Origin of the sequence: Streptomyces sp. NPDC015127 (assembly GCF_043080095.1) — a bacterium.
Lineage (GTDB): Bacteria > Actinomycetota > Actinomycetes > Streptomycetales > Streptomycetaceae > Streptomyces.
Genome location: NZ_JBIBVE010000013.1, coordinates 1 through 20,151, shown reverse-complemented (window position 1 = coordinate 20,151; position 20,151 = coordinate 1). Strand labels below are relative to the sequence as shown.

Here is a 20,151-nt window from a genome sequence, read left to right as displayed (position 1 = left end):
TCCTCGTCGGGCCGATGGGCTCGGGCAAGTCCACGGTCGGTGAGATCCTGGCCGGGCTCCTCGGTGTCGGGTTCCGGGACACCGACGCCGACATCGTGGCCGCGCAGGGCCGGGAGATCGCCGACATCTTCGTCGACGAGGGCGAGCCGTACTTCCGCGAGCTGGAGCGCGCGGCCGTGCGCACCGCGCTCGCCGAGCACACCGGCGTCCTCGCCCTCGGCGGCGGCTCGATCCTCGACGAGGGCACCCGCGAGCTGCTGGCCGGACTGCCCGTCGCCTACCTGTCCATGGACGTCGAGGAAGCGGTGCGGCGCGTCGGACTCAACACCGCCCGCCCTCTGCTCGCCGTCAACCCGCGGCGCCGGTGGCGTGAACTGATGGACGCCCGCCGCCACTTGTACACCGAAGTGGCCCGTGTCGTCGTCGCGACGGACGACCGCACACCTGACGAGGTCGCCCGGGCGGTCCTCGACGCACTGGAGCTGAAGACGGTAATCCCGGGTGAGAAGACCCCGGACCCTCGGCAGGAGACTGCATCTTCCGGGGGACTATCCCCGGACCCCCGGCAGGAGAAGAATGACTGACCAGGCAGTGACACGTATCCAGGTCGGCGGCACGGCCGGCACCGACCCGTACGAGGTGCTGGTCGGCCGACAGCTCCTCGGCGAGCTGGGCGGCCTGATCGGGGCCACGACCCAGCGCGTGGCCGTCATCCACCCCGAGGCGCTCGCCGAGACCGGTGAGGCGCTGCGCGCGGACCTCGCCGACCAGGGCTTCGAGGCCGTCGCCATCCAGGTGCCCAACGCTGAGGAGGCCAAGACCGCCGAGGTCGCCGCCTACTGCTGGAAGGCGCTCGGACAGACCGGCTTCACCCGCACCGACGTGATCGTCGGCGTCGGCGGCGGCGCCACGACCGACCTGGCCGGATTCGTCGCGGCCAGCTGGCTGCGCGGCGTGCGCTGGATCGCCGTGCCCACGACCGTGCTCGCCATGGTGGACGCGGCCGTTGGCGGCAAGACCGGCATCAACACCGCCGAGGGCAAGAACCTCGTCGGCGCCTTCCACCCGCCGGCCGGCGTGCTCTGCGACCTGGCCGCGCTCGACTCGCTGCCGGTCAACGACTACGTCAGCGGCATGGCCGAGATCATCAAGGCCGGTTTCATCGCCGACCCGGTGATCCTCGACCTCATCGAGTCCGACCCCGAGGGCGCGCGTACGCCCGCGGGCCCGCACACCGCCGAGCTCATCGAGCGCTCCATCCGCGTCAAGGCAGACGTGGTCTCCAGCGACCTCAAGGAGTCCGGCCTGCGCGAGATCCTCAACTACGGTCACACGCTGGCCCACGCCATCGAGAAGAACGAGCGCTACAAGTGGCGGCACGGCGCGGCCGTCTCGGTCGGCATGGTCTTCGCCGCCGAACTGGGCCGCCTCGCCGGACGGCTGGACGACGCCACGGCCGACCGGCACCGCGCCGTCCTCCAGTCCGTCGGACTCCCGCTGACCTACCGGGGCGACCAGTGGCCCAAGCTGCTGGAGACCATGAAGGTCGACAAGAAGTCCCGCGGCAACCTGCTGCGCTTCATCGTCCTCGACGGCCTCGCCAAGCCGACCGTTCTGGAGGGTCCCGACCCCGCGGTGCTGATGGCCGCATACTCCGAGATCGCGGCGGGCTCCGCATGAGCCGCCGCACGCTGGTGCTCAACGGCCCCAACCTCGGCCGCCTCGGCTCCCGCGAGCCGGACGTGTACGGCGCGACGTCGTACACGGGGCTCGTGGAGACCTGCCAGGCGCTGGGCAAGGAGCTGGGCCTCGACGTCGAGGTGCGGGAGACCAACGACGAGGGCGAGATGATCCGCTGGCTCCACGAGGCGGCCGACGGATCGATTCCGGTCGTTCTCAACCCCGGTGCGTTCACCCACTATTCGTACGGGATGCGCGACGCGGCGGCGCAGCGGACCGCGCCGCTGATCGAGGTGCACATCTCCAACCCGTACACCCGCGAGGCGTTCCGGCACACGTCCGTGGTCGCCGCGGTCGCCAGCGGGACCATCGCGGGCTTCGGCATCGGCTCCTACCGGCTCGCGCTGCGCGCGCTGGCCGACGAGCTGGACGGCTGACGCCGGGACCGGGCACTTCTCGCCGCCCCCGGCCGTTGTGGCAACAGCGGCCGGGGGCGGTCGCACATGCGAACGGCTCCGGGAGGGTACCGTTCGGTAGATCAACGTCAGTCGTACGAGACGGAGTGGCACCGGATGCAGCACGCAGTGGGGGCTCCGCTGCCGCCTCCCCACCGCCCGGGGCAGGGATCGGCCGCCTGGACAGCCAGCGCCCACCACCCGGGGCCGGTTCCCGGGCCTCCCGCAGGACCTCCCGCCGGACCGCCTCCTCCGCCGCCGCCCCCTCCGATGTCGGGCCCCGCGCAGCCTCCGCAGGCCGCGCAGCCTCCGCAGACCGCATGGCCCGCGCCGCGCCACCCGTCCGCGCCGCCGTCCCGTGAGACGACGGGGCACATCCAGCTGCCGCCCGGACAGCCCGTCCCGATACCCGACCCGCCTCCGGCGGACAGCGGCACGGGGACGGCCATGCTCGCCGTGCTGCTGATCGGTCCGGCCGGCGCGGGCAAGACGACGGTGGCCCGCCACTGGGCCGAGAACCGGCGGGTGCCCACCGCGCACATCAGCCTCGACGACGTCCGTGAATGGGTGCGCGCCGGCTTCGCCGACCCCCAGGACGGCTGGAACGACCACTCCGAGGCCCAGTACCGCCTCGCCCGCCGCACCTGCGGCTTCGCCGCGCGCAACTTCCTGGCCAACGGCATCTCCTGCATCCTCGACGACGCGGTCTTCCCCGACCGCCCGGTCGTCGGCCTCGGCGGCTGGAAGCGCCATGTGGGCCCCGGCCTGCTGCCCGTGGTGCTGCTGCCGGGCCTGGAGATCGTCCTCGAACGGAACGCGGAACGCACGGGCAACCGCCGCCTCTCGGACGAGGAGGTCGCCGGAATCCACGGCCGGATGGCGGGCTGGTACGGCTCGGGCCTGCCCATCATCGACAACTCGAAGTACGACGTGGAGACGACGTCCCGGGTCCTGGACGACGTCCTGGCCCGCGCCATCGCGAGCCCCCCGAGCTGGTAGCGCCGAAGCGGTCGTACGTACGGCCCGGCACCGGCACGCCCCGGTCGGGGCTCCGCCCCGAACCCCGCGCCTCAAACGCCGGCGGGGCCGAGCTCGCCGGGTCGCCGGGGGAGCCCCGGTGACGGGAAGGGGGCGGGGTGGGGCTCCTACAGGCCGGCGGGCGGAGTCGCGGGCGAGAGCCCCGCTCGGCCGTGTCACCAGGCCGACCCGCCATCGGGCTCGTACGCTCGGAGAATGTCCGAGGTGTTTGGCGCCCGACGTGGTCGGCTGCGCGACCGGTGCACGGCCGCCGGCAGCGCAGCGGTCCTGATCTCCCGACCCGCCAACGTCCGCTATCTCGCGGGCACCGCCCCGCCCGGCGCGGTGCTGCTGCTCGGCCCCGACGAGGACGCCCTGCTGTGCTCTCGCACCCCCACCGGTGACCCCGCCGACGGGCGGCCCGACGAGGAGCTGCGGCTGACCGTGCTGCCCACCTCCGCCGGTGACCCGGCCGTCGCCGCGGCCGAGCTGGCGCGCAATTCCCCGGCGGAGGCGCTCGCCGTGGAGGAGCACCATCTGACCGTCGCCCGGCACCGGGCCCTGCAGTCCGTCGCCCCGCGCCTGCGCATCACCGACCTGGGCCTCGCCGTCGAACAGCAGCGCATCGTCAAGGACGAGGACGAGATCGCCTGTCTGCGCATCGCCGCCGAGATCAGCGACCAGGCCCTCGGCGAACTCCTCGAGTCCATCCTCGTCGGCCGCACCGAACGGCACCTCGCGCTCGAGCTGGAGCGCCGCCTCGTCGACCACGGTGCCGACGGCCCCGCCTTCCCCACCTCCGTGGCCACCGGCCCGAACTCCGGACGGCCCGGCCACCGCCCCAGCGACCGCCGCGTGGAGGAGGGTGATTTCCTGTCCGTCTGCCTGGGCGCGAACTATCGCGGTTACCGCTGCGAGATCGGCCGCACCTTCGTGATCGGCACGACTCCCGCGGACTGGCAGATCGAGCTGTACGAGGTCGTGTTCGCCGCTCAGCGCGCCGGCCGCGAGGCCCTGCTGCCGGGGGCGGCCTACCGCGAGGTGGATCGCGCGGCCCGCCAGATCCTCGACGCCGCGGGCCACGGCGAGGACCTCGCACCCCGCACGGGGCACGGCGTCGGGCTCGAAATCGGTGAGGACCCGCAGCTCGCCCCTGCGGCCATGGGTAAACTGGACGCTTGCGTGCCGGTCACCGTCGAACCGGGGGTCCACCTCCCGGGCCGGGGCGGGGTCCGGATCGATGACACGCTCGTCGTGCGCCAGGAGGCGGACGGCGGCCCCGAGCTACTCACCATCACGACCAAGGAGCTGCTCGCGCTCTAGTGCGCGCCTCCGCAGCCACTGGGTCGTCCACCAGCGTCAGTCCAGGAGATTCCGCAACCGTGGCTTCCACGAACGACCTCAAGAACGGCATGGTGCTCAAGCTCGACGGAGGCCAGCTCTGGTCCGTCGTCGAGTTCCAGCACGTCAAGCCCGGCAAGGGCCCGGCCTTCGTGCGCACCAAGCTCAAGAACGTGCTTTCCGGCAAGGTCGTCGACAAGACCTTCAACGCAGGCGTGAAGGTCGAAACGGCCACCGTCGACCGTCGCGACATGCAGTTCTCGTACATGGACGGCGAGTACTTCGTCTTCATGGACATGCAGACCTACGACCAGCTGATGATCGACCGCAAGCAGGTCGGCGACGCCGCGAACTTCCTCATCGAGGGCTTCACGGCCAGCGTCGCGCAGCACGAGGGCGAGGTGCTCTACGTCGAGCTCCCGGCCGCTGTCGAGCTCACCATCCAGCACACCGAGCCGGGCGTGCAGGGCGACCGCTCCACCGGTGGCTCCAAGCCCGCGACCCTGGAGACCGGCTACGAGATCCAGGTCCCGCTGTTCATCACCACCGGTGAGAAGATCAAGGTCGACACCCGCTCGGGCGACTACCTCGGCCGGGTGAACAGCTAACCGTGGCTGCCCGCAACAAGGCCCGCAAGCGGGCCTTCCAGATCCTCTTCGAGGCCGACCAGCGCGGGGCGTCCGTGCAGACGGTCCTCGCGGACTGGGTCCGGCACGCCCGCACCGACGACCGTCAGCCGCCGGTCGCCGAGTACACCATGGACCTCGTCGAGGGCTACGCGGAGCACGCGGACCGCATCGACGAGCTCATCGCGACGTACGCGGTCGGCTGGACGCTGGACCGTATGCCGGTCGTCGACCGCAACATCCTGCGGCTCGCTGCGTTCGAGCTGGTGTGGATGGACGAGACGCCCGACGCGGTGGTGATCGACGAGGCGGTGCAGCTCGCCAAGGAGTTCTCCACCGACGAGTCGCCGTCGTTCGTGAACGGCCTGCTGGGCCGCTTCAAGGACCTCAAGCCGAGCCTCCGCCGCGACTGACCGCGCGCGGCGGCGCGAACGGCTTCACCGGGCCTGGGGCAGAAGACGATGGTCTTCTGCCCCAGGCCCGGTGCTTTCCGGCCACGCCATGTGACCCGGGTCCAGTCCGCGCACCGAAAGGATCCGGCCATGGACCGGTCCTGTGAGGATTCCGTGCGAACGCACGACGGCGTCCGGTCCCACGAGTCTGCGCCCGCCGATCGCCATACGCCGGACGGGCGCGCCCAGGGCTCGTCGCGGGGTGTCGGCGCCCACTCGGCCCGGTCCGGTCCGCCTCACGGCGCCGCCGGCCCACCGTCCGCTTCGCGGGGGGCGGGCGGTCCATCCGCCACGGGTCTGCCGCCACGGGTCTGCCGCCCTCGGCGGGTCAGACGCCCTCTTGTCCGCGCTCCAGCCCCGCCGGCCCCTCGTGCCGTCGTCGGCGGCCTCCTCCTTGAGCCACGCGGGCCTCGCAGGCCCTCCTGGACACGCGCTCATCGCCCTACGGCAAGGCCCTGGGTGCACCGCGGCCCCGCGGACTCCCGAGGCCGGTCCCTCCGGCCGCATGGCGAAGGGCGGGCCGGTCGGAGTCCGGCCCGCCCTTCGGCGTGACGTTTTTTCAAAGAAGCGGCGTCAGGCCTCTTCGTGTGCGACCGCACGCCGCGCGTCCGCGTCCAGCACGCCCCAGCTGATCAGCTGCTCGGTCAGGACCGAGGGCGACTGGTCGTAGATCACGGCCAGCGTGCGCAGGTCGTCCTGGCGGATCGAGAGCACCTTGCCGTTGTAGTCGCCGCGCTGCGACTGGATCGTCGCCGCGTAGCGCTGCAGCGGGCCCGCCTTCTCCTGCGGGACGTGGGCCAGGCGCTCCAGGTCAAGGACGAGCTTCGGCGGCGGCTCGGCGGCCCCGCCCGGCGTCGTGCCCGGAAGCAGCTCCTGCACCGGGACGCCGTAGAAGTCCGCGAGCTCGGCGAGGCGCTGCACGGTCACGGCGCGGTCGCCACGCTCGTACGAGCCCACCACGACGGCCTTCCAGCGGCCCTGGGACTTCTCTTCCACGCCGTGGAGGGACAGCCCCTGCTGGGTGCGGATGGCGCGGAGCTTGGCCCCGAGCTGTTTTGCGTATTCGCTGGACATATAGCTCCCCGGACGCTGTGACAACGTGCGGCTCCGCCGCGCGACTGGTAACTCACTGTGAGGTTACGCAGCGTGACTTGGCTGAGTCAAGCCGAATGATCCGGACCGGTTCCGGCCACGGGCCGGGGTACCCGGATCAGTACACCCATCAAGCACTGGTAACGTGGACGGCGCAATTCCGACGTCCTTTAAGAACCGTCCCGTGAGGCGGAGAAGGAGGTCCGTTTCGTATGGACACGCAGAAGAACTCCGATGCGGCACGCCCCGTTCTCGAGGCTCCCGACATCGCGCGGGTACTGACCCGCATCGCCCACGAGATCGTCGAACGCGCCAAGGGCGCCGACGACGTGGTGCTCCTCGGCATCCCGACGCGCGGCGTCTTCCTCGCCCGCCGGCTCGCCGACAAGCTCGAAGGCATCACCGGCCAGAAGATCCCGGTCGGCTCCCTCGACATCACCATGTACCGCGACGATCTGCGTCTGAAGCCGGCCCGTGCGCTGGCCCGCACGGAGATCCCCGGTGACGGCATCGACGGCCGTCTCGTCGTCCTCGTCGACGACGTGCTCTTCTCCGGCCGCACCATCCGCGCCGCCCTCGACGCCCTCGGTGACCTCGGGCGCCCCCGTGCCGTACAGCTCGCGGTCCTCGTCGACCGCGGCCACCGCGAGCTGCCCATCCGTGCCGACTACGTCGGCAAGAACCTCCCCACGTCGCTGCGCGAGACGGTCAAGGTCCAGCTCGCCGAGGAGGACGGTCGCGACACCGTGCTGCTCGGCCTGCGGGAGACCGCTCCGGCCGGCGAGCGATAGCGCCTCCGTACGACCCATCCCCTCGTACGGCGTGCGCTGCTGCGCGCCCGCATGTCTACGAACCTCCACAGACCTGGAGTAATCACCCAGATGATGCGCCACCTCATCTCGGCCGCCGACCTCACCCGCGACGACGCCGTCCTCATCCTCGACACCGCCGAGGAGATGGCCCGGGTCGCCGACCGGCCGATCAAGAAGCTCCCCGCGCTGCGCGGCCGCACGGTCTGCAACCTGTTCTTCGAGGACTCGACCCGGACCCGGATCTCCTTCGAGGCCGCAGAGAAGCGCCTGTCCGCCGACGTCATCAACTTCGCCGCCAAGGGGTCGAGCGTCTCCAAGGGCGAGTCCCTCAAGGACACCGCCCAGACCCTGGAGGCCATGGGCGTCGACGCCGTCGTCATACGGCACAGCGCCTCCGGCGCCCCCTACCGCCTCGCCACCTCCGGCTGGATCGACGCCCCCGTCATCAACGCCGGCGACGGCACCCACCAGCACCCCACCCAGGCCCTGCTCGACGCCTTCACCATGCGCCGCCGACTGGTCGGCAGGGACGCGGGTCTCGGCCAGGACCTGGCCGGCAAGCGGATCACCATCGTCGGAGACGTCCTGCACAGCCGGGTCGCCCGATCCAACGTGGACCTGCTGCACACGCTCGGCGCCCACGTCACGCTCGTCGCGCCGCCCACCCTCGTGCCGGTCGGCGTCGAGACCTGGCCCTGCGAGATCTCGTACGACCTCGACAGCACCCTGCCCAAGTCCGACGCCGTGATGATGCTGCGCGTCCAGCGCGAGCGCATGAACGCCGCCTTCTTCCCGACCGAGCGCGAGTACTCGCGCCGCTACGGGCTCGACGCGGACCGCATGGCCAAGATGCCCGAGCACGCCATCGTGATGCACCCCGGGCCGATGGTCCGCGGTATGGAGATCACCGCCGAGGTCGCCGACTCCGACCGCTGCACGGTGATCGAGCAGGTCGCCAACGGCGTCTCCATCCGCATGGCCGTCCTCTACCTGCTGCTCGGCGGCAACGAATCCGACGCCCCCAACCCCCGTACCGAGGAGAAGTAAGACCCATGAGCAAGATCCTTATCCGCGGTGCGAAGGTACTCGGCGGCGAGGCGCAGGACGTCCTGATCGACGGCGAGACGATCGCCCAGGTCGCCACCGCCCGGCAGGGCGGAATCGAGCACAGCGGACTGTCCGCCGAGGGCGCCCAGGTGGTCGACGCCGAGGGGCAGATCCTCTTGCCCGGCCTGGTCGACCTGCACACCCACCTGCGCGAGCCCGGCCGCGAGGACTCCGAGACCGTCCTCACCGGCACGCGCGCGGCCGCGAGCGGCGGTTACACCGCCGTGTTCGCCATGGCCAACACCTTCCCGGTCGCCGACACCGCCGGCGTCGTCGAGCAGGTCTACCGGCTCGGCAAGGAGTCGGGTTACTGCGACGTGCAGCCCATCGGCGCCGTCACCGTCGGGCTGGAGGGCAAGAAGCTCGCCGAGCTCGGCGCGATGCACGAGTCCGCCGCCGGTGTCACCGTCTTCTCCGACGACGGCAAGTGCGTCGACGACGCCGTGATCATGCGCCGAGCACTGGAGTACGTGAAGGCGTTCGGCGGCGTCGTCGCCCAGCACGCCCAGGAGCCCCGGCTCACCGAGGGCGCCCAGATGAACGAGGGCATCGTCTCCGCCGAACTCGGCCTCGGCGGCTGGCCCGCCGTCGCCGAGGAGTCGATCATCGCCCGCGACGTGCTGCTCGCCGAGCACGTCGGCTCCCGCGTGCACATCTGCCACCTCTCCACCGCCGGCTCCGTCGAGATCGTGCGCTGGGCCAAGTCCCGCGGCATCGACGTCACCGCCGAGGTCACCCCGCACCACCTCCTCCTGACCGACGAGCTCGTCCGCTCGTACAACCCCGTCTACAAGGTCAACCCGCCGCTGCGCACCGAGCGCGACGTGATGGCCCTGCGCGAGGCCCTGGCCGACGGCACGATCGACATCGTCGCCACCGACCATGCCCCGCACCCGCACGAGGACAAGGACTGCGAGTGGGCCGCGGCCGCCATGGGCATGGTCGGCCTGGAGACCGCACTGTCCGTCGTCCAGCAGACGATGGTGGAGACCGGGCTGCTCGACTGGGCCGGCGTCGCCGACCGGATGTCGTACGCGCCCGCCCGCATCGGACGTGCCACCGGCCACGGCCGGCCCGTCTCGGCAGGTGAGCCCGCGAACCTCACCCTGGTCGATCCGGCATACCGTGGTCTCGTGGACCCCGCCGGCTTCGCCTCCCGCAGCCGCAACACCCCCTACGAGGGCCGCGAGCTGCCGGGACGCGTCACCCACACCTTCCTGCGGGGCCGTGCGACGCTCGTGGACGGGAAGCTGGCGTGACACCTGCACTCATCACCATCGCGGCGGAGCAGAAGTCCGCGGAGGTGACCGACTGGGCGGCCCGCCTCGGCTGGGTCGCCGGACTCCTGCTGTTCATCGCCTTCGTCTACTGGCTGATGCGCCAGGGCTGGAAATGGCGCGGCAGCCTCCAGTCGGACCTGCCGGAGCTCCCCACCGCGCCGGACACGGAGGGCGAGGCGAAACTGGCTGTGTTGTCGACGAGTGGCCGATACCACGGCTCGACGACCGCGGGACAGTGGCTTGACCGGATCGTCGCCCATGGACTGGGCGTCCGCAGCCGGGTCGAGCTCACGCTCACGGACGCGGGACTGGAGGTCGTACGGCCCGGGGCGCAGGACTTCTTCGTACCGAAGGAGGCGCTGCGCGAGGCCCGGCTCGACAAGGGCATCGCCGGCAAGGTCCTCGCCGAGGGCGGTCTGCTGATCGTCACCTGGGCACACGGCGGCAAGCTGATCGACTCCGGCTTCCGCTCGGACCACGCGGCCGAACACAGCGAATGGGTCGACACACTCACTGACATGATCAAGACGACGGAAGGCACCGCACGATGACGATCTCCACCCGGGGAGCCGCAAAAGCTCCCGCCGTACTCGTCCTGGAGGACGGCCGCACCTTCCGCGGCCGTGCCTACGGGGCCGTGGGGGAGACCTTCGGCGAGGCGGTGTTCAACACCGGCATGACGGGCTACCAGGAGACCCTGACCGACCCGTCCTACCACCGCCAGGTCGTGGTCATGACCGCCCCGCACGTCGGCAACACCGGCGTCAACGACGAGGACGACGAGTCGAAGCAGATCTGGGTCGCCGGCTACGTCGTCCGTGACCCCGCCCGCATCCCGTCCAACTGGCGCTCCCGCCGCTCCCTCGACGAGCAGCTGACCGCCCAGGGCATCGTCGGCATCAGCGGCATCGACACCCGCGCGCTCACCCGCCACCTGCGCGAGCGCGGCGCCATGCGCGTCGGCATCTTCTCCGGCGAGGCACTTGCAGACGACGCCACGCTGCTCGCCCGGGTGCAGCAGGCCCCCGAGATGAAGGGCGCCGACCTCTCCTCCGAGGTCGCCACCACCGAGGCGTACGTCGTCCCGGCCATCGGCGAGAAGAAGTTCACCGTCGCCGCGCTCGACCTCGGCATCAAGGGCATGACCCCGCACCGCATGGCCGAGCGCGGCATCGAGGTGCACGTCCTGCCCGCGACCGCGACCGCCGACTACGTCTACGCGGTGAACCCCGACGGCGTCTTCCTCTCCAACGGCCCCGGCGACCCCGCCACCGCCGACCTGACCGTCATCAAGGCGGTCCTGGAGCGCAGGACGCCGCTGTTCGGCATCTGCTTCGGCAACCAGCTGCTCGGCCGCGCGCTCGGCTTCGGCACCTACAAGCTGAAGTACGGCCACCGCGGCATCAACCAGCCCGTGCAGGACCGCACGACCGGCAAGGTCGAGGTCACCGCGCACAACCACGGATTCGCCGTCGAGGCCCCCCTCGACAAGGTCTCCGACACCCCCTACGGCCGCGCCGAGGTCTCCCACGTCTGCCTCAACGACAACGTGGTGGAGGGCCTCCAGCTGCTCGACCAGCCGGCCTTCAGCGTCCAGTACCACCCCGAGGCGGCTGCCGGCCCGCACGACGCCGCGTACCTCTTCGACCGCTTCGTATCCCTGATGGAGGCCGAGCGTGCCTAAGCGCACCGATATCCAGTCCGTCCTGGTCATCGGCTCCGGCCCGATCGTCATCGGCCAGGCCGCCGAGTTCGACTACTCCGGCACCCAGGCCTGCCGCGTCCTCAAGTCCGAGGGTCTGCGCGTCATCCTGGTCAACTCCAACCCGGCCACGATCATGACCGACCCGGAGATCGCCGACGCCACGTACGTCGAGCCGATCACCCCCGAGTTCGTCGAGAAGATCATCGCCAAGGAGCGCCCCGACGCGCTGCTGCCCACCCTCGGCGGCCAGACCGCGCTCAACACCGCCATCTCCATGCACGAGCAGGGTGTGCTGGAGAAGTACGACGTCGAGCTGATCGGCGCCAACGTCGAGGCCATCAACAAGGGCGAGGACCGCGACCTGTTCAAGGCGGTCGTCGAGGCCGTCCGGGAGAAGATCGGCCACGGCGAGTCCGCCCGCTCGGTCATCTGCCACTCGATGGACGACGTCATCAAGGGCGTCGAGACCCTCGGCGGCTACCCCGTCGTCGTCCGCCCCTCCTTCACCATGGGCGGCGCCGGCTCCGGCTTCGCGCACGACGAGGAGGAGCTGCGCCGCATCGCCGGCCAGGGCCTCACGCTCTCCCCGACCACCGAGGTGCTCCTGGAGGAGTCCATCCTCGGCTGGAAGGAGTACGAGCTGGAGCTGATGCGCGACAAGCACGACAACGTCGTGGTCGTCTGCTCCATCGAGAACTTCGACCCGATGGGCGTCCACACCGGTGACTCGATCACCGTCGCGCCGGCGATGACGCTCACCGACCGCGAGTACCAGCGCCTGCGCGACATCGGCATCGCGATCATCCGCGAGGTCGGCGTCGACACCGGCGGCTGCAACATCCAGTTCGCCGTCAACCCCGACGACGGCCGGATCATCGTCATCGAGATGAACCCGCGCGTCTCCCGGTCCTCCGCGCTCGCGTCCAAGGCCACCGGCTTCCCGATTGCCAAGATCGCCGCGAAGCTCGCCGTCGGCTACACGCTGGACGAGATCCCGAACGACATCACGGAGAAGACCCCGGCCTCATTCGAGCCGACCCTCGACTACGTCGTCGTCAAGGCCCCGCGGTTCGCGTTCGAGAAGTTCCCGCAGGCGGACTCCACCCTCACCACCACGATGAAGTCGGTCGGCGAGGCCATGGCCATCGGCCGCAACTTCACCGAGGCGCTCCAGAAGGCCCTGCGCTCCCTGGAGAAGAAGGGCAGCCAGTTCTCCTTCGTCGGGGCCCCGGGTGCCGGCATGTCCAAGGACGAGCTGCTGCGCGAGGCCGTGCGCCCCACGGACGGCCGGATCAACACCGTCATGCAGGCCATCCGCGCGGGTGCCACGCCCGAGGAGGTCTTCGAGGCGACGAAGATCGACCCCTGGTTCGTCGACCAGCTGTTCCTGATCAAGGAGTACGCCGACGAGCTCGCCGCCGCCGAGAAGCTCCACCCCGAGCTGCTCGCCGAGGCCAAGCGCCACGGCTTCTCCGACGCCCAGATCGCCGAGATCCGGGACCTGCGCGAGGACGTCGTGCGCGAGGTCCGCCACGCGCTCGGCATCCGCCCGGTCTACAAGACGGTCGACACCTGCGCCGCCGAGTTCGCCGCCCGCACCCCGTACTTCTACTCGTCCTACGACGAGGAGTCCGAGGTCGCGCCGCGCACCCGGCCCGCCGTGATCATCCTCGGCTCCGGCCCGAACCGCATCGGCCAGGGCATCGAGTTCGACTACTCCTGCGTCCACGCCTCCTTCGCGCTGCACGACGCCGGGTACGAGACCGTGATGGTCAACTGCAACCCGGAGACCGTCTCCACGGACTACGACACCTCCGACCGCCTGTACTTCGAGCCGCTCACGCTCGAGGACGTGCTGGAGATCGTCCACGCCGAGTCGCTCGCGGGCCCCATCGCCGGTGTCGTCGTCCAGCTCGGCGGCCAGACCCCGCTGGGTCTCGCCCAGGCGCTCAAGGACAACGGCGTGCCGGTCGTGGGCACCTCCCCGGAGGCCATCCACGCCGCCGAGGACCGCGGAGCGTTCGGCCGCGTCCTCGCCGAAGCCGGACTGCCGGCGCCCAAGCACGGCACGGCCACCACGTTCGCGGGCGCCAAGGCCATCGCGGACGAGATCGGCTACCCGGTCCTGGTCCGCCCGTCGTACGTGCTCGGCGGCCGCGGCATGGAGATCGTCTACGACGAGACGCGCCTGGAGGCGTACATCGCCGAGTCCACCGAGATCTCCCCGACCCGCCCCGTGCTGGTCGACCGCTTCCTCGACGACGCGATCGAGATCGACGTCGACGCGCTCTACGACGGCCACGAGCTCTACCTCGGCGGCGTCATGGAGCACATCGAGGAGGCCGGCATCCACTCCGGCGACTCGGCCTGTGCGCTGCCCCCGATCACCCTCGGCGGCTTCGACATCAAGCGCCTGCGCGCCTCCACCGAGGCCATCGCGAAGGGCGTCGGGGTCCGCGGCCTGATCAACATCCAGTTCGCGATGGCCGGCGACATCCTCTACGTGCTGGAGGCCAACCCGCGTGCCTCCCGGACCGTCCCCTTCACCTCGAAGGCGACCGCGGTCCCGCTCGCGAAGGCCGCCGCGCGCATCTCGCTCGGCGCGACCATCGCCGAGCTGCGCGAGGAGGGCCTGCTGCCGAAGAACGGCGACGGCGGCACCCTGCCGCTGGACGCGCCGATCTCCGTCAAGGAGGCCGTCATGCCCTGGTCGCGCTTCCGCGACGTGCACGGCCGCGGCGTGGACACCATCCTCGGCCCGGAGATGCGCTCCACCGGCGAGGTCATGGGCATCGACTCGGTCTTCGGCACGGCGTACGCCAAGTCGCAGGCCGCCGCCTACGGGCCGCTGCCGACCAAGGGACGCGCCTTCGTCTCCGTCGCCAACCGCGACAAGCGCTCGATGATCTTCCCGGCCCGCGAGCTGGTCGCGCACGGCTTCGAGCTGCTCGCCACGTCCGGCACGGCCGAGGTCCTCAAGCGCAACGGCCTCAACGCCACGGTCGTGCGCAAGCAGTCCGAGGGCCCGGGCCCGAACGGGGAGCGGACCATAGTCCAGCTCATCCACGACGGCGAGGTCGACCTCATCGTCAACACCCCGTACGGCACCGGCGGCCGCCTCGACGGCTACGACATCCGCACGGCGGCGGTGGCCCGCTCCGTACCGTGCCTCACGACGGTCCAGGCGCTCGCCGCGGCGGTCCAGGGCATCGACGCCCTCAACCACGGGGGCGTGGGCGTCCGATCGCTCCAGGAACACGCGGAACACCTGACCGCGGCCCGCGACTAGCAGCCATGAGGGGGACACCGGAAACGGTGTCCCCCTCCTCATGAGGACACCACTTCCATGTACTCGTTCTTCTTCAACCTCGTCTTCCGGCGCATGGACCCCGAGCAGGCCCATCACCTGGCCTTCCGGTGGATCCGGCTCGCCGCCCGCGTCCCCGTCCTGCGCACCTTCGTCGCCGCCGTGCTCGCCCCCCGCCACAAGGAGCTGCGCACCGAGGCCCTCGGTCTGCGCATGCACGGCCCGTTCGGGCTCGCGGCCGGCTTCGACAAGAACGCCGTCGCCATCGACGGCATGTCGATGCTCGGCTTCGACCATGTCGAGATCGGCACGGTCACCGCCCAGCCCCAGCCCGGCAACCCCAAGAAGCGCCTCTTCCGGCTCGTCCCGGACCGCGCGCTGATCAACCGCATGGGCTTCAACAACGAGGGCTCGGCCGCCGTCGCCGCCCGCCTCGCCGCGCGCAGGGCTGTCTTCCGTACGACCGTCGGCGTCAACATCGGCAAGACGAAGGTCGTCCCGGAGGCGGAAGCCGTCGCCGACTACGTCACCTCCACCGAGCGCCTGGCCGCCCACGCCGACTACCTCGTCGTCAACGTCTCCTCGCCCAACACGCCCGGCCTGCGCAACCTCCAGGCCACCGAGTCGCTCCGTCCGCTGCTCACCGCCGTGCGCGAGGCGGCCGACCGCACGGTCACCGACCGCCGTGTCCCGCTCCTGGTCAAGATCGCCCCGGATCTCGCGGACGAGGACGTCGACGCCGTGGCGGACCTCGCCGTGGAACTCGGCCTCGACGGCATCATCGCCACCAACACCACGATCGCCCGCGAGGGCCTCGGGCTGAAGTCGTCGCCCGAGCTGGTCGAGGAGACCGGCGGCCTGTCCGGCGCCCCGGTCAAGGCGCGCTCCCTGGAGGTCCTGCGCCGCCTGTACGCCCGCGTCGGCGACCGCATCACCCTCGTCGGTGTCGGCGGCATCGAGAACGCCGAGGACGCCTGGCAGCGCATCCTCGCCGGAGCGACCCTCGTCCAGGGCTACAGCGCCTTCATCTACGAGGGCCCGTTCTACGCCCGTGCGATCCACAAGGGCCTCGCCGCCCGCCTCGCGGCCAGCCCGTACGCCACCCTCGCCGATGCCGTCGGCGCCGAGACGCGAAAGGTCAGCGCATGAGCCCCCTCGAGACGACAGCGCCCTTCGGCACCCGACTGCGCCACGCCATGGACACCCGTGGCCCGCTGTGCGTCGGCATCGACCCGCACGCCTCGCTGCTGACCGCGTGGGGTCTGAACGACGACGTCGCCGGTCTGGAGCGGTTCACCCGCACCACGGTCGAGGCGCTCGCCGACCGGGTCGCCGTGCTCAAGCCGCAGTCCGCGTTCTTCGAGCGCTTCGGCTCGCGCGGCATCGCCGTCCTGGAGAAGGCCGTCGAGGAGGCACGGGCCGCCGGCGCGCTGGTGCTCATGGACGCCAAGCGCGGCGACATCGGCTCGACCATGGGCGCGTACGCGGAGACCTTCCTGCGCAAGGGCTCGCCGCTGTTCTCCGACGCCGTCACGGTCTCCCCGTACCTCGGATTCGGTTCGCTGCGGCCCGCGCTCGACCAGGCCGTGCTGAGCGGCTGCGGCGTCTTCGTCCTGGCTCTGACCTCCAACCCGGAGGGCGCCGAGGTGCAGCGCTCCACGGCGGCGAACGGCGCGTCCCTGGCGCAGGTCATGCTGAACCACATGGCCGCCGAGAACGAGGGCGCCGAGCCGCTCGGCTCCGTCGGCGCGGTCGTCGGCGCGACGCTCGGCGACGCCGGCGTGGACCTCGACATCAACGGCCCGCTGCTGGCCCCCGGCATCGGAGCCCAGGGGGCGACCCCGGCGGATCTCCCCGGTGTCTTCGGCGCGGCCGTCGGCAACGTCGTGCCGAGCGTCAGCCGTGGCGTGCTGAAGCACGGCCCGGACGCGGCCTCGCTGCGGTCGGCCGCCGAGCGGTTCGCGGACGAGGTGCGCGAGGCGGTGGCATCGGCCGGGGTGTGACCGGGGTGTGCGGGACGTTCCCGGGGCCGCGCGTGCGCTCTGGGGCACCGGTCGCGCGCTCTGCGTGACCGCCCAAAACCTCCGGGCGGGGGTTCGTGCAGGACTTCTCGGCCGAAAAGCCGGTCAATATGTCGGAAATGTCCTGGTCGGTCGATGCTGACCAGGACTTTTCGTCTGTTCTCGCTGACTGGAGCGGTGATGGCCGCTAGTCTCCGTCGAAGAGCGAACGTGCAGGCAGCGTCCCGCAAAGGCGTCCTGCGTTGCTCGTTGCTCGCCTGGTGTGGGGCGACTAGGTTCCTCACCGGTCCGTATCCGACAGTTCGACATCCGAGGTGACGTAGGCGTGGCTCTTCCGCCCCTTACCCCTGAACAGCGCGCAGCCGCGCTCGAAAAGGCCGCCGCGGCTCGCCGGGAGCGGGCCGAGGTCAAGAATCGACTCAAGCACTCCGGCGCCTCGCTCCACGAGGTCATCAAGCAGGGCCAGGAGAACGACGTCATCGGCAAGATGAAGGTCTCCGCCCTTCTGGAGTCCCTGCCGGGCGTGGGCAAGGTCCGCGCCAAGCAGATCATGGAGCGGCTCGGCATCTCCGAGAGCCGCCGGGTCCGTGGTCTCGGCTCCAACCAGATCGCCTCCCTGGAGCGCGAGTTCGGCGGCGGCGCCGCCTGACGTTCCCGGGCACTCCCGGGAACCTGGATAATCGCTGCATGGCAGCAGAGGTTCGTCCGCGGCTGACCGTGCTCTCCGGCCCCTCCGGGGTCGGCAAGAGCACGGTCGTCGCTCATATGCGCAAGGTCCACCCCGAAGTCTGGCTCTCGGTGTCGGCGACCACCCGGAAGCCGCGGCCCGGCGAGAAGCACGGCGTCCAGTACTTCTTCGTCACGGACGAGGAGTTCGACAAGCTGGTCGCGGGCGACGAGCTGCTGGAGTGGGCCGAGTTCGCGGGCAACCGCTACGGCACGCCGCGCCGCGCGGTCCTCGACCGCCTGGAGGCCGGGGAGCCGGTGCTGCTGGAGATCGACCTCCAGGGTGCGCGACAGGTCAAGGAGTCCATGCCTCAGGCGCAGCTGGTGTTCCTGGCCCCGCCGAGCTGGGACGAGCTGGTCCGCCGGCTCACCGGCCGGGGTACCGAGTCCACCGAGGTCATCGAACGCCGGCTGGCGGCCGCGAAGGTCGAGCTCGCCGCCGAGTCCGAGTTCGATACGACCCTGGTCAACACCTCCGTCGAGGGTGTGGCGCGCGAGCTGCTAGCCTTGATGGCAGTTGTTTGATCTTTTGTCCGATCTTTCTGCACGTTCTTCGGAAGGCTTAGCGTGTCCTCTTCCATCTCCGCGCCCGAGGGCATCATCAACCCGCCGATCGACGAGCTGCTCGAGGCGACTGACTCGAAGTACAGCCTCGTGATCTACGCGGCCAAGCGTGCGCGCCAGATCAACGCGTACTACTCGCAGCTCGGTGAGGGCCTGCTCGAGTACGTCGGTCCGCTGGTGGACACCCACGTCCACGAGAAGCCGCTCTCGATCGCCCTGCGGGAGATCAACGCGGGTCTGCTGACCTCCGAGGCCATCGAGGGCCCGGCGCAGTAGGCGCGACGCATCGTTCTTCACCACAGGCCCGGCGGAGCATCCGCCGGGCCTGTGGTGTCTGATGGGAACCAACCGAGTGCGGGGAGGCGCGCAGTGGACGCAAGGGTCGGGCCGAGGGTGGTCCTGGGGGTCAGCGGCGGCATCGCCGCGTACAAGGCGTGCGAGCTGCTGCGCAGGCTCACCGAGTCCGGCCACGACGTCCGGGTCGTGCCGACCGCGTCCGCCCTGAACTTCGTCGGCGCCGCGACCTGGTCGGCCCTGTCCGGCCACCCCGTCTCCACCGAGGTCTGGAACGACGTCCACGAGGTCCCGCACGTCCGCATCGGGCAGCACGCCGACCTCGTCGTCGTCGCCCCCGCCACCGCGGACATGCTCGCCAAGGCCGCCCACGGCCTCGCCGACGACCTGCTCACCAACACCCTGCTCACGGCCCGCTGCCCGGTCGTCTTCGCCCCGGCCATGCACACCGAGATGTGGGAGCACCCCGCAACGCAGGAGAACGTCGCCACGCTGCGCCGCCGCGGGGCCGTCGTCATCGAGCCCGCCGTCGGCCGGCTCACCGGCGTCGACACCGGCAAGGGTCGGCTGCCCGAGCCCGGCGAGATCTTCGAGGTGTGCCGCCGGGTGCTCGCGCGCGGGGTGACCGCCCCCGACCTCGCCGGCCGCCACGTCGTCGTCAGCGCCGGCGGCACCCGCGAACCCCTCGACCCGGTCCGCTACCTCGGCAACCGCTCCTCGGGCAAGCAGGGCTACGCCCTGGCACGTACGGCGGCCGCCCGGGGCGCCCGCGTCACGCTCGTCGAGGCGAACACCGGCATCCCCGACCCGGCGGGCGTCGACGTCGTCCACGTCGGCACGGCGGTGCAGCTGCGCGAGGCCGTCCTCAAGGCCGCCGCCGACGCCGACGCGGTGGTCATGGCCGCGGCCGTCGCCGACTTCCGGCCCGCCGAGTACGCCACCGGAAAGATCAAGAAGAAGGACGGCGTCGATGCGCCGACCGTCCCGCTGGTGCGCAATCCCGACATCCTCGCCGAGATCTCGGCGGACCGCGCCCGCCCCGGACAGGTGATCGTCGGCTTCGCCGCCGAGACCGACGACGTGCTGGCCAACGGACGCGACAAGCTGCGCCGCAAGGGCTGCGACCTGCTGGTCGTCAACGAGGTGGGGGAGCGCAGGACCTTCGGAGCCGAGGAGAACGAGGCGGTCGTCCTGGCCGCCGACGGCGCCGAGACCCCGGTCCCGTACGGCCCCAAGGAAGCCCTCGCCGACACGGTCTGGGACCTCGTGGTCCCCCGGCTCGACTGAGGGCGCCCGGCGGACCGTCCCGCGAACAGTGGGCGAATTCCCGGCGACGGCTGAGCCTCGCAAAACCTGCGAAATGTGGCGAATCGCTCAGTCCGCAGGCGCTATGGTCATAGCGTCTCGGCCATGGACCACAGGTCAGGGGGCTCCCAAGCAGCGAGACGGTTGTCCGGCGAGGGAAAGCGACCGATAAACTGGGTCGCGGAACGTCGCGGGGCGCAGCCCCCTGCCGGTCCGTCAATGATCAGCCAGCAGCCGCTGCAACCCCAGGGAGCGATGTGTCCCGCCGTCTCTTCACCTCGGAGTCCGTGACCGAGGGCCACCCCGACAAGATCGCCGACCAGATCAGCGACACGATTCTCGACGCCCTTCTGCGGGAGGACCCGAC

21 protein-coding genes are annotated in these 20,151 nt (G+C 71.0%); 20 read left to right on the top strand and 1 reads right to left on the bottom strand.

Annotation, left to right across the window (positions count from 1 at the left end; translation table 11 throughout):
• The first annotated feature begins 14 nt into the window (after positions 1–14).
• From ACF08N_RS25065 to nusB, 7 genes are all read left to right on the top strand, one after another.
• A complete protein-coding gene (locus tag ACF08N_RS25065) occupies positions 15–584 on the top strand; it encodes a shikimate kinase (RefSeq protein ID WP_392327157.1) in 570 nt (189 codons plus the stop codon).
• On the top strand, positions 577–1,680 hold the full coding sequence (aroB, locus tag ACF08N_RS25060; RefSeq protein WP_392326922.1) for a 3-dehydroquinate synthase: 1,104 nt from the start codon (positions 577–579) through the stop codon (positions 1,678–1,680). Before ACF08N_RS25065 ends, aroB begins: the two co-directional genes overlap by 8 nt.
• Positions 1,677–2,117, top strand: a complete 441-nt coding sequence (aroQ, locus tag ACF08N_RS25055; protein WP_392326921.1) for a type II 3-dehydroquinate dehydratase — start codon at positions 1,677–1,679, stop codon at positions 2,115–2,117. Before aroB ends, aroQ begins: the two co-directional genes overlap by 4 nt.
• A gap of 135 nt (positions 2,118–2,252) precedes the next feature.
• On the top strand, positions 2,253–3,134 hold the full coding sequence (locus ACF08N_RS25050) for a Pro-rich N-terminal domain-containing protein (protein ID WP_392326920.1): 882 nt from the start codon (positions 2,253–2,255) through the stop codon (positions 3,132–3,134).
• 234 nt (positions 3,135–3,368) lie between these two features.
• A complete protein-coding gene (locus ACF08N_RS25045) occupies positions 3,369–4,475 on the top strand; it encodes an aminopeptidase P family protein (RefSeq protein WP_392326919.1) in 1,107 nt (368 codons plus the stop codon).
• Between the two features lie 59 nt (positions 4,476–4,534).
• The gene (gene efp / locus ACF08N_RS25040) at positions 4,535–5,101 is read left to right on the top strand and encodes an elongation factor P (RefSeq protein WP_177153303.1); all 567 of its coding nucleotides are present in this window, start codon (positions 4,535–4,537) and stop codon (positions 5,099–5,101) included.
• Between the two features lie 2 nt (positions 5,102–5,103).
• Positions 5,104–5,532 carry a transcription antitermination factor NusB gene (gene nusB, locus ACF08N_RS25035; protein WP_392326918.1) on the top strand — a complete coding sequence of 143 codons (429 nt, stop codon included), beginning with the start codon at positions 5,104–5,106 and terminating at the stop codon, positions 5,530–5,532.
• A 612-nt stretch (positions 5,533–6,144) separates the two neighbouring features.
• Here the strand turns inward: nusB and bldD are convergent.
• The gene (bldD, locus tag ACF08N_RS25030; RefSeq protein WP_093608484.1) at positions 6,145–6,645 is read right to left on the bottom strand and encodes a transcriptional regulator BldD; all 501 of its coding nucleotides are present in this window, start codon (positions 6,643–6,645) and stop codon (positions 6,145–6,147) included.
• Positions 6,646–6,875: 230 nt separating this feature from the next.
• On the opposite strand from bldD, the gene pyrR reads away from it, so the two are divergent.
• The 13 genes from pyrR to ACF08N_RS24965 form a co-directional block, all read left to right on the top strand.
• A complete protein-coding gene (gene pyrR / locus ACF08N_RS25025) occupies positions 6,876–7,454 on the top strand; it encodes a bifunctional pyr operon transcriptional regulator/uracil phosphoribosyltransferase PyrR (RefSeq protein ID WP_392326917.1) in 579 nt (192 codons plus the stop codon).
• Positions 7,455–7,544: 90 nt separating this feature from the next.
• Positions 7,545–8,522, top strand: a complete 978-nt coding sequence (locus ACF08N_RS25020) for an aspartate carbamoyltransferase catalytic subunit (RefSeq protein ID WP_392326916.1) — start codon at positions 7,545–7,547, stop codon at positions 8,520–8,522.
• A gap of 5 nt (positions 8,523–8,527) precedes the next feature.
• Positions 8,528–9,841, top strand: coding sequence for a dihydroorotase (locus ACF08N_RS25015; protein ID WP_392326915.1), 1,314 nt, complete (start codon positions 8,528–8,530; stop codon positions 9,839–9,841).
• Positions 9,838–10,413 carry a hypothetical protein gene (locus tag ACF08N_RS25010; RefSeq protein ID WP_392326914.1) on the top strand — a complete coding sequence of 192 codons (576 nt, stop codon included), beginning with the start codon at positions 9,838–9,840 and terminating at the stop codon, positions 10,411–10,413. Before ACF08N_RS25015 ends, ACF08N_RS25010 begins: the two co-directional genes overlap by 4 nt.
• Positions 10,410–11,546: a glutamine-hydrolyzing carbamoyl-phosphate synthase small subunit gene (gene carA / locus ACF08N_RS25005; RefSeq protein ID WP_392326913.1), complete on the top strand. Its 1,137-nt coding sequence runs from the start codon at positions 10,410–10,412 to the stop codon at positions 11,544–11,546. Before ACF08N_RS25010 ends, carA begins: the two co-directional genes overlap by 4 nt.
• On the top strand, positions 11,539–14,856 hold the full coding sequence (gene carB / locus ACF08N_RS25000; RefSeq protein ID WP_392326912.1) for a carbamoyl-phosphate synthase large subunit: 3,318 nt from the start codon (positions 11,539–11,541) through the stop codon (positions 14,854–14,856). The genes carA and carB overlap by 8 nt, the downstream gene beginning before the upstream one ends.
• Before the next feature lie 57 nt (positions 14,857–14,913).
• The gene (locus tag ACF08N_RS24995) at positions 14,914–16,023 is read left to right on the top strand and encodes a quinone-dependent dihydroorotate dehydrogenase (RefSeq protein ID WP_392326911.1); all 1,110 of its coding nucleotides are present in this window, start codon (positions 14,914–14,916) and stop codon (positions 16,021–16,023) included.
• Positions 16,020–16,877, top strand: coding sequence for an orotidine-5'-phosphate decarboxylase (pyrF, locus tag ACF08N_RS24990; RefSeq protein ID WP_392326910.1), 858 nt, complete (start codon positions 16,020–16,022; stop codon positions 16,875–16,877). Before ACF08N_RS24995 ends, pyrF begins: the two co-directional genes overlap by 4 nt.
• Positions 16,878–17,220: 343 nt before the next feature.
• Positions 17,221–17,544, top strand: a complete 324-nt coding sequence (locus ACF08N_RS24985; protein WP_005319887.1) for an integration host factor — start codon at positions 17,221–17,223, stop codon at positions 17,542–17,544.
• A 38-nt stretch (positions 17,545–17,582) separates the two neighbouring features.
• Positions 17,583–18,146, top strand: a complete 564-nt coding sequence (gene gmk / locus ACF08N_RS24980) for a guanylate kinase (protein ID WP_392326909.1) — start codon at positions 17,583–17,585, stop codon at positions 18,144–18,146.
• Between the two features lie 42 nt (positions 18,147–18,188).
• Positions 18,189–18,461 (top strand): DNA-directed RNA polymerase subunit omega, encoded by a 273-nt coding sequence (gene rpoZ, locus ACF08N_RS24975; RefSeq protein ID WP_003977348.1) that lies wholly within the window; start codon positions 18,189–18,191, stop codon positions 18,459–18,461.
• Between the two features lie 93 nt (positions 18,462–18,554).
• Positions 18,555–19,766, top strand: a complete 1,212-nt coding sequence (gene coaBC / locus ACF08N_RS24970; RefSeq protein WP_392326908.1) for a bifunctional phosphopantothenoylcysteine decarboxylase/phosphopantothenate--cysteine ligase CoaBC — start codon at positions 18,555–18,557, stop codon at positions 19,764–19,766.
• Between the two features lie 275 nt (positions 19,767–20,041).
• On the top strand, positions 20,042–20,151 hold a 110-nt coding region (locus tag ACF08N_RS24965; RefSeq protein WP_392327156.1), incomplete at its 3' end, for an S-adenosylmethionine synthetase N-terminal domain-containing protein.

Excerpts from the sequence above, each read along its gene's own strand:
- bldD (WP_093608484.1), bottom strand. The coding sequence starts at position 6,645 with ATGTCCAGCGAATACGCAAAACAGCTCGGGGCCAAGCTCCGCGCCATC.
- pyrR (WP_392326917.1), top strand. The coding sequence starts at position 6,876 with ATGGACACGCAGAAGAACTCCGATGCGGCACGCCCCGTTCTCGAGGCT.
- aroQ (WP_392326921.1), top strand. The coding sequence starts at position 1,677 with ATGAGCCGCCGCACGCTGGTGCTCAACGGCCCCAACCTCGGCCGCCTC.
- ACF08N_RS25020 (WP_392326916.1), top strand. The coding sequence starts at position 7,545 with ATGATGCGCCACCTCATCTCGGCCGCCGACCTCACCCGCGACGACGCC.
- ACF08N_RS25015 (WP_392326915.1), top strand. The coding sequence starts at position 8,528 with ATGAGCAAGATCCTTATCCGCGGTGCGAAGGTACTCGGCGGCGAGGCG.
- pyrF (WP_392326910.1), top strand. The coding sequence starts at position 16,020 with ATGAGCCCCCTCGAGACGACAGCGCCCTTCGGCACCCGACTGCGCCAC.
- ACF08N_RS24995 (WP_392326911.1), top strand. The coding sequence starts at position 14,914 with ATGTACTCGTTCTTCTTCAACCTCGTCTTCCGGCGCATGGACCCCGAG.
- carA (WP_392326913.1), top strand. The coding sequence starts at position 10,410 with ATGACGATCTCCACCCGGGGAGCCGCAAAAGCTCCCGCCGTACTCGTC.
- ACF08N_RS25065 (WP_392327157.1), top strand. The coding sequence starts at position 15 with ATGGGCTCGGGCAAGTCCACGGTCGGTGAGATCCTGGCCGGGCTCCTC.
- ACF08N_RS25050 (WP_392326920.1), top strand. The coding sequence starts at position 2,253 with ATGCAGCACGCAGTGGGGGCTCCGCTGCCGCCTCCCCACCGCCCGGGG.
- ACF08N_RS25045 (WP_392326919.1), top strand. The coding sequence starts at position 3,369 with ATGTCCGAGGTGTTTGGCGCCCGACGTGGTCGGCTGCGCGACCGGTGC.
- gmk (WP_392326909.1), top strand. The coding sequence starts at position 17,583 with ATGGCAGCAGAGGTTCGTCCGCGGCTGACCGTGCTCTCCGGCCCCTCC.
- aroB (WP_392326922.1), top strand. The coding sequence starts at position 577 with ATGACTGACCAGGCAGTGACACGTATCCAGGTCGGCGGCACGGCCGGC.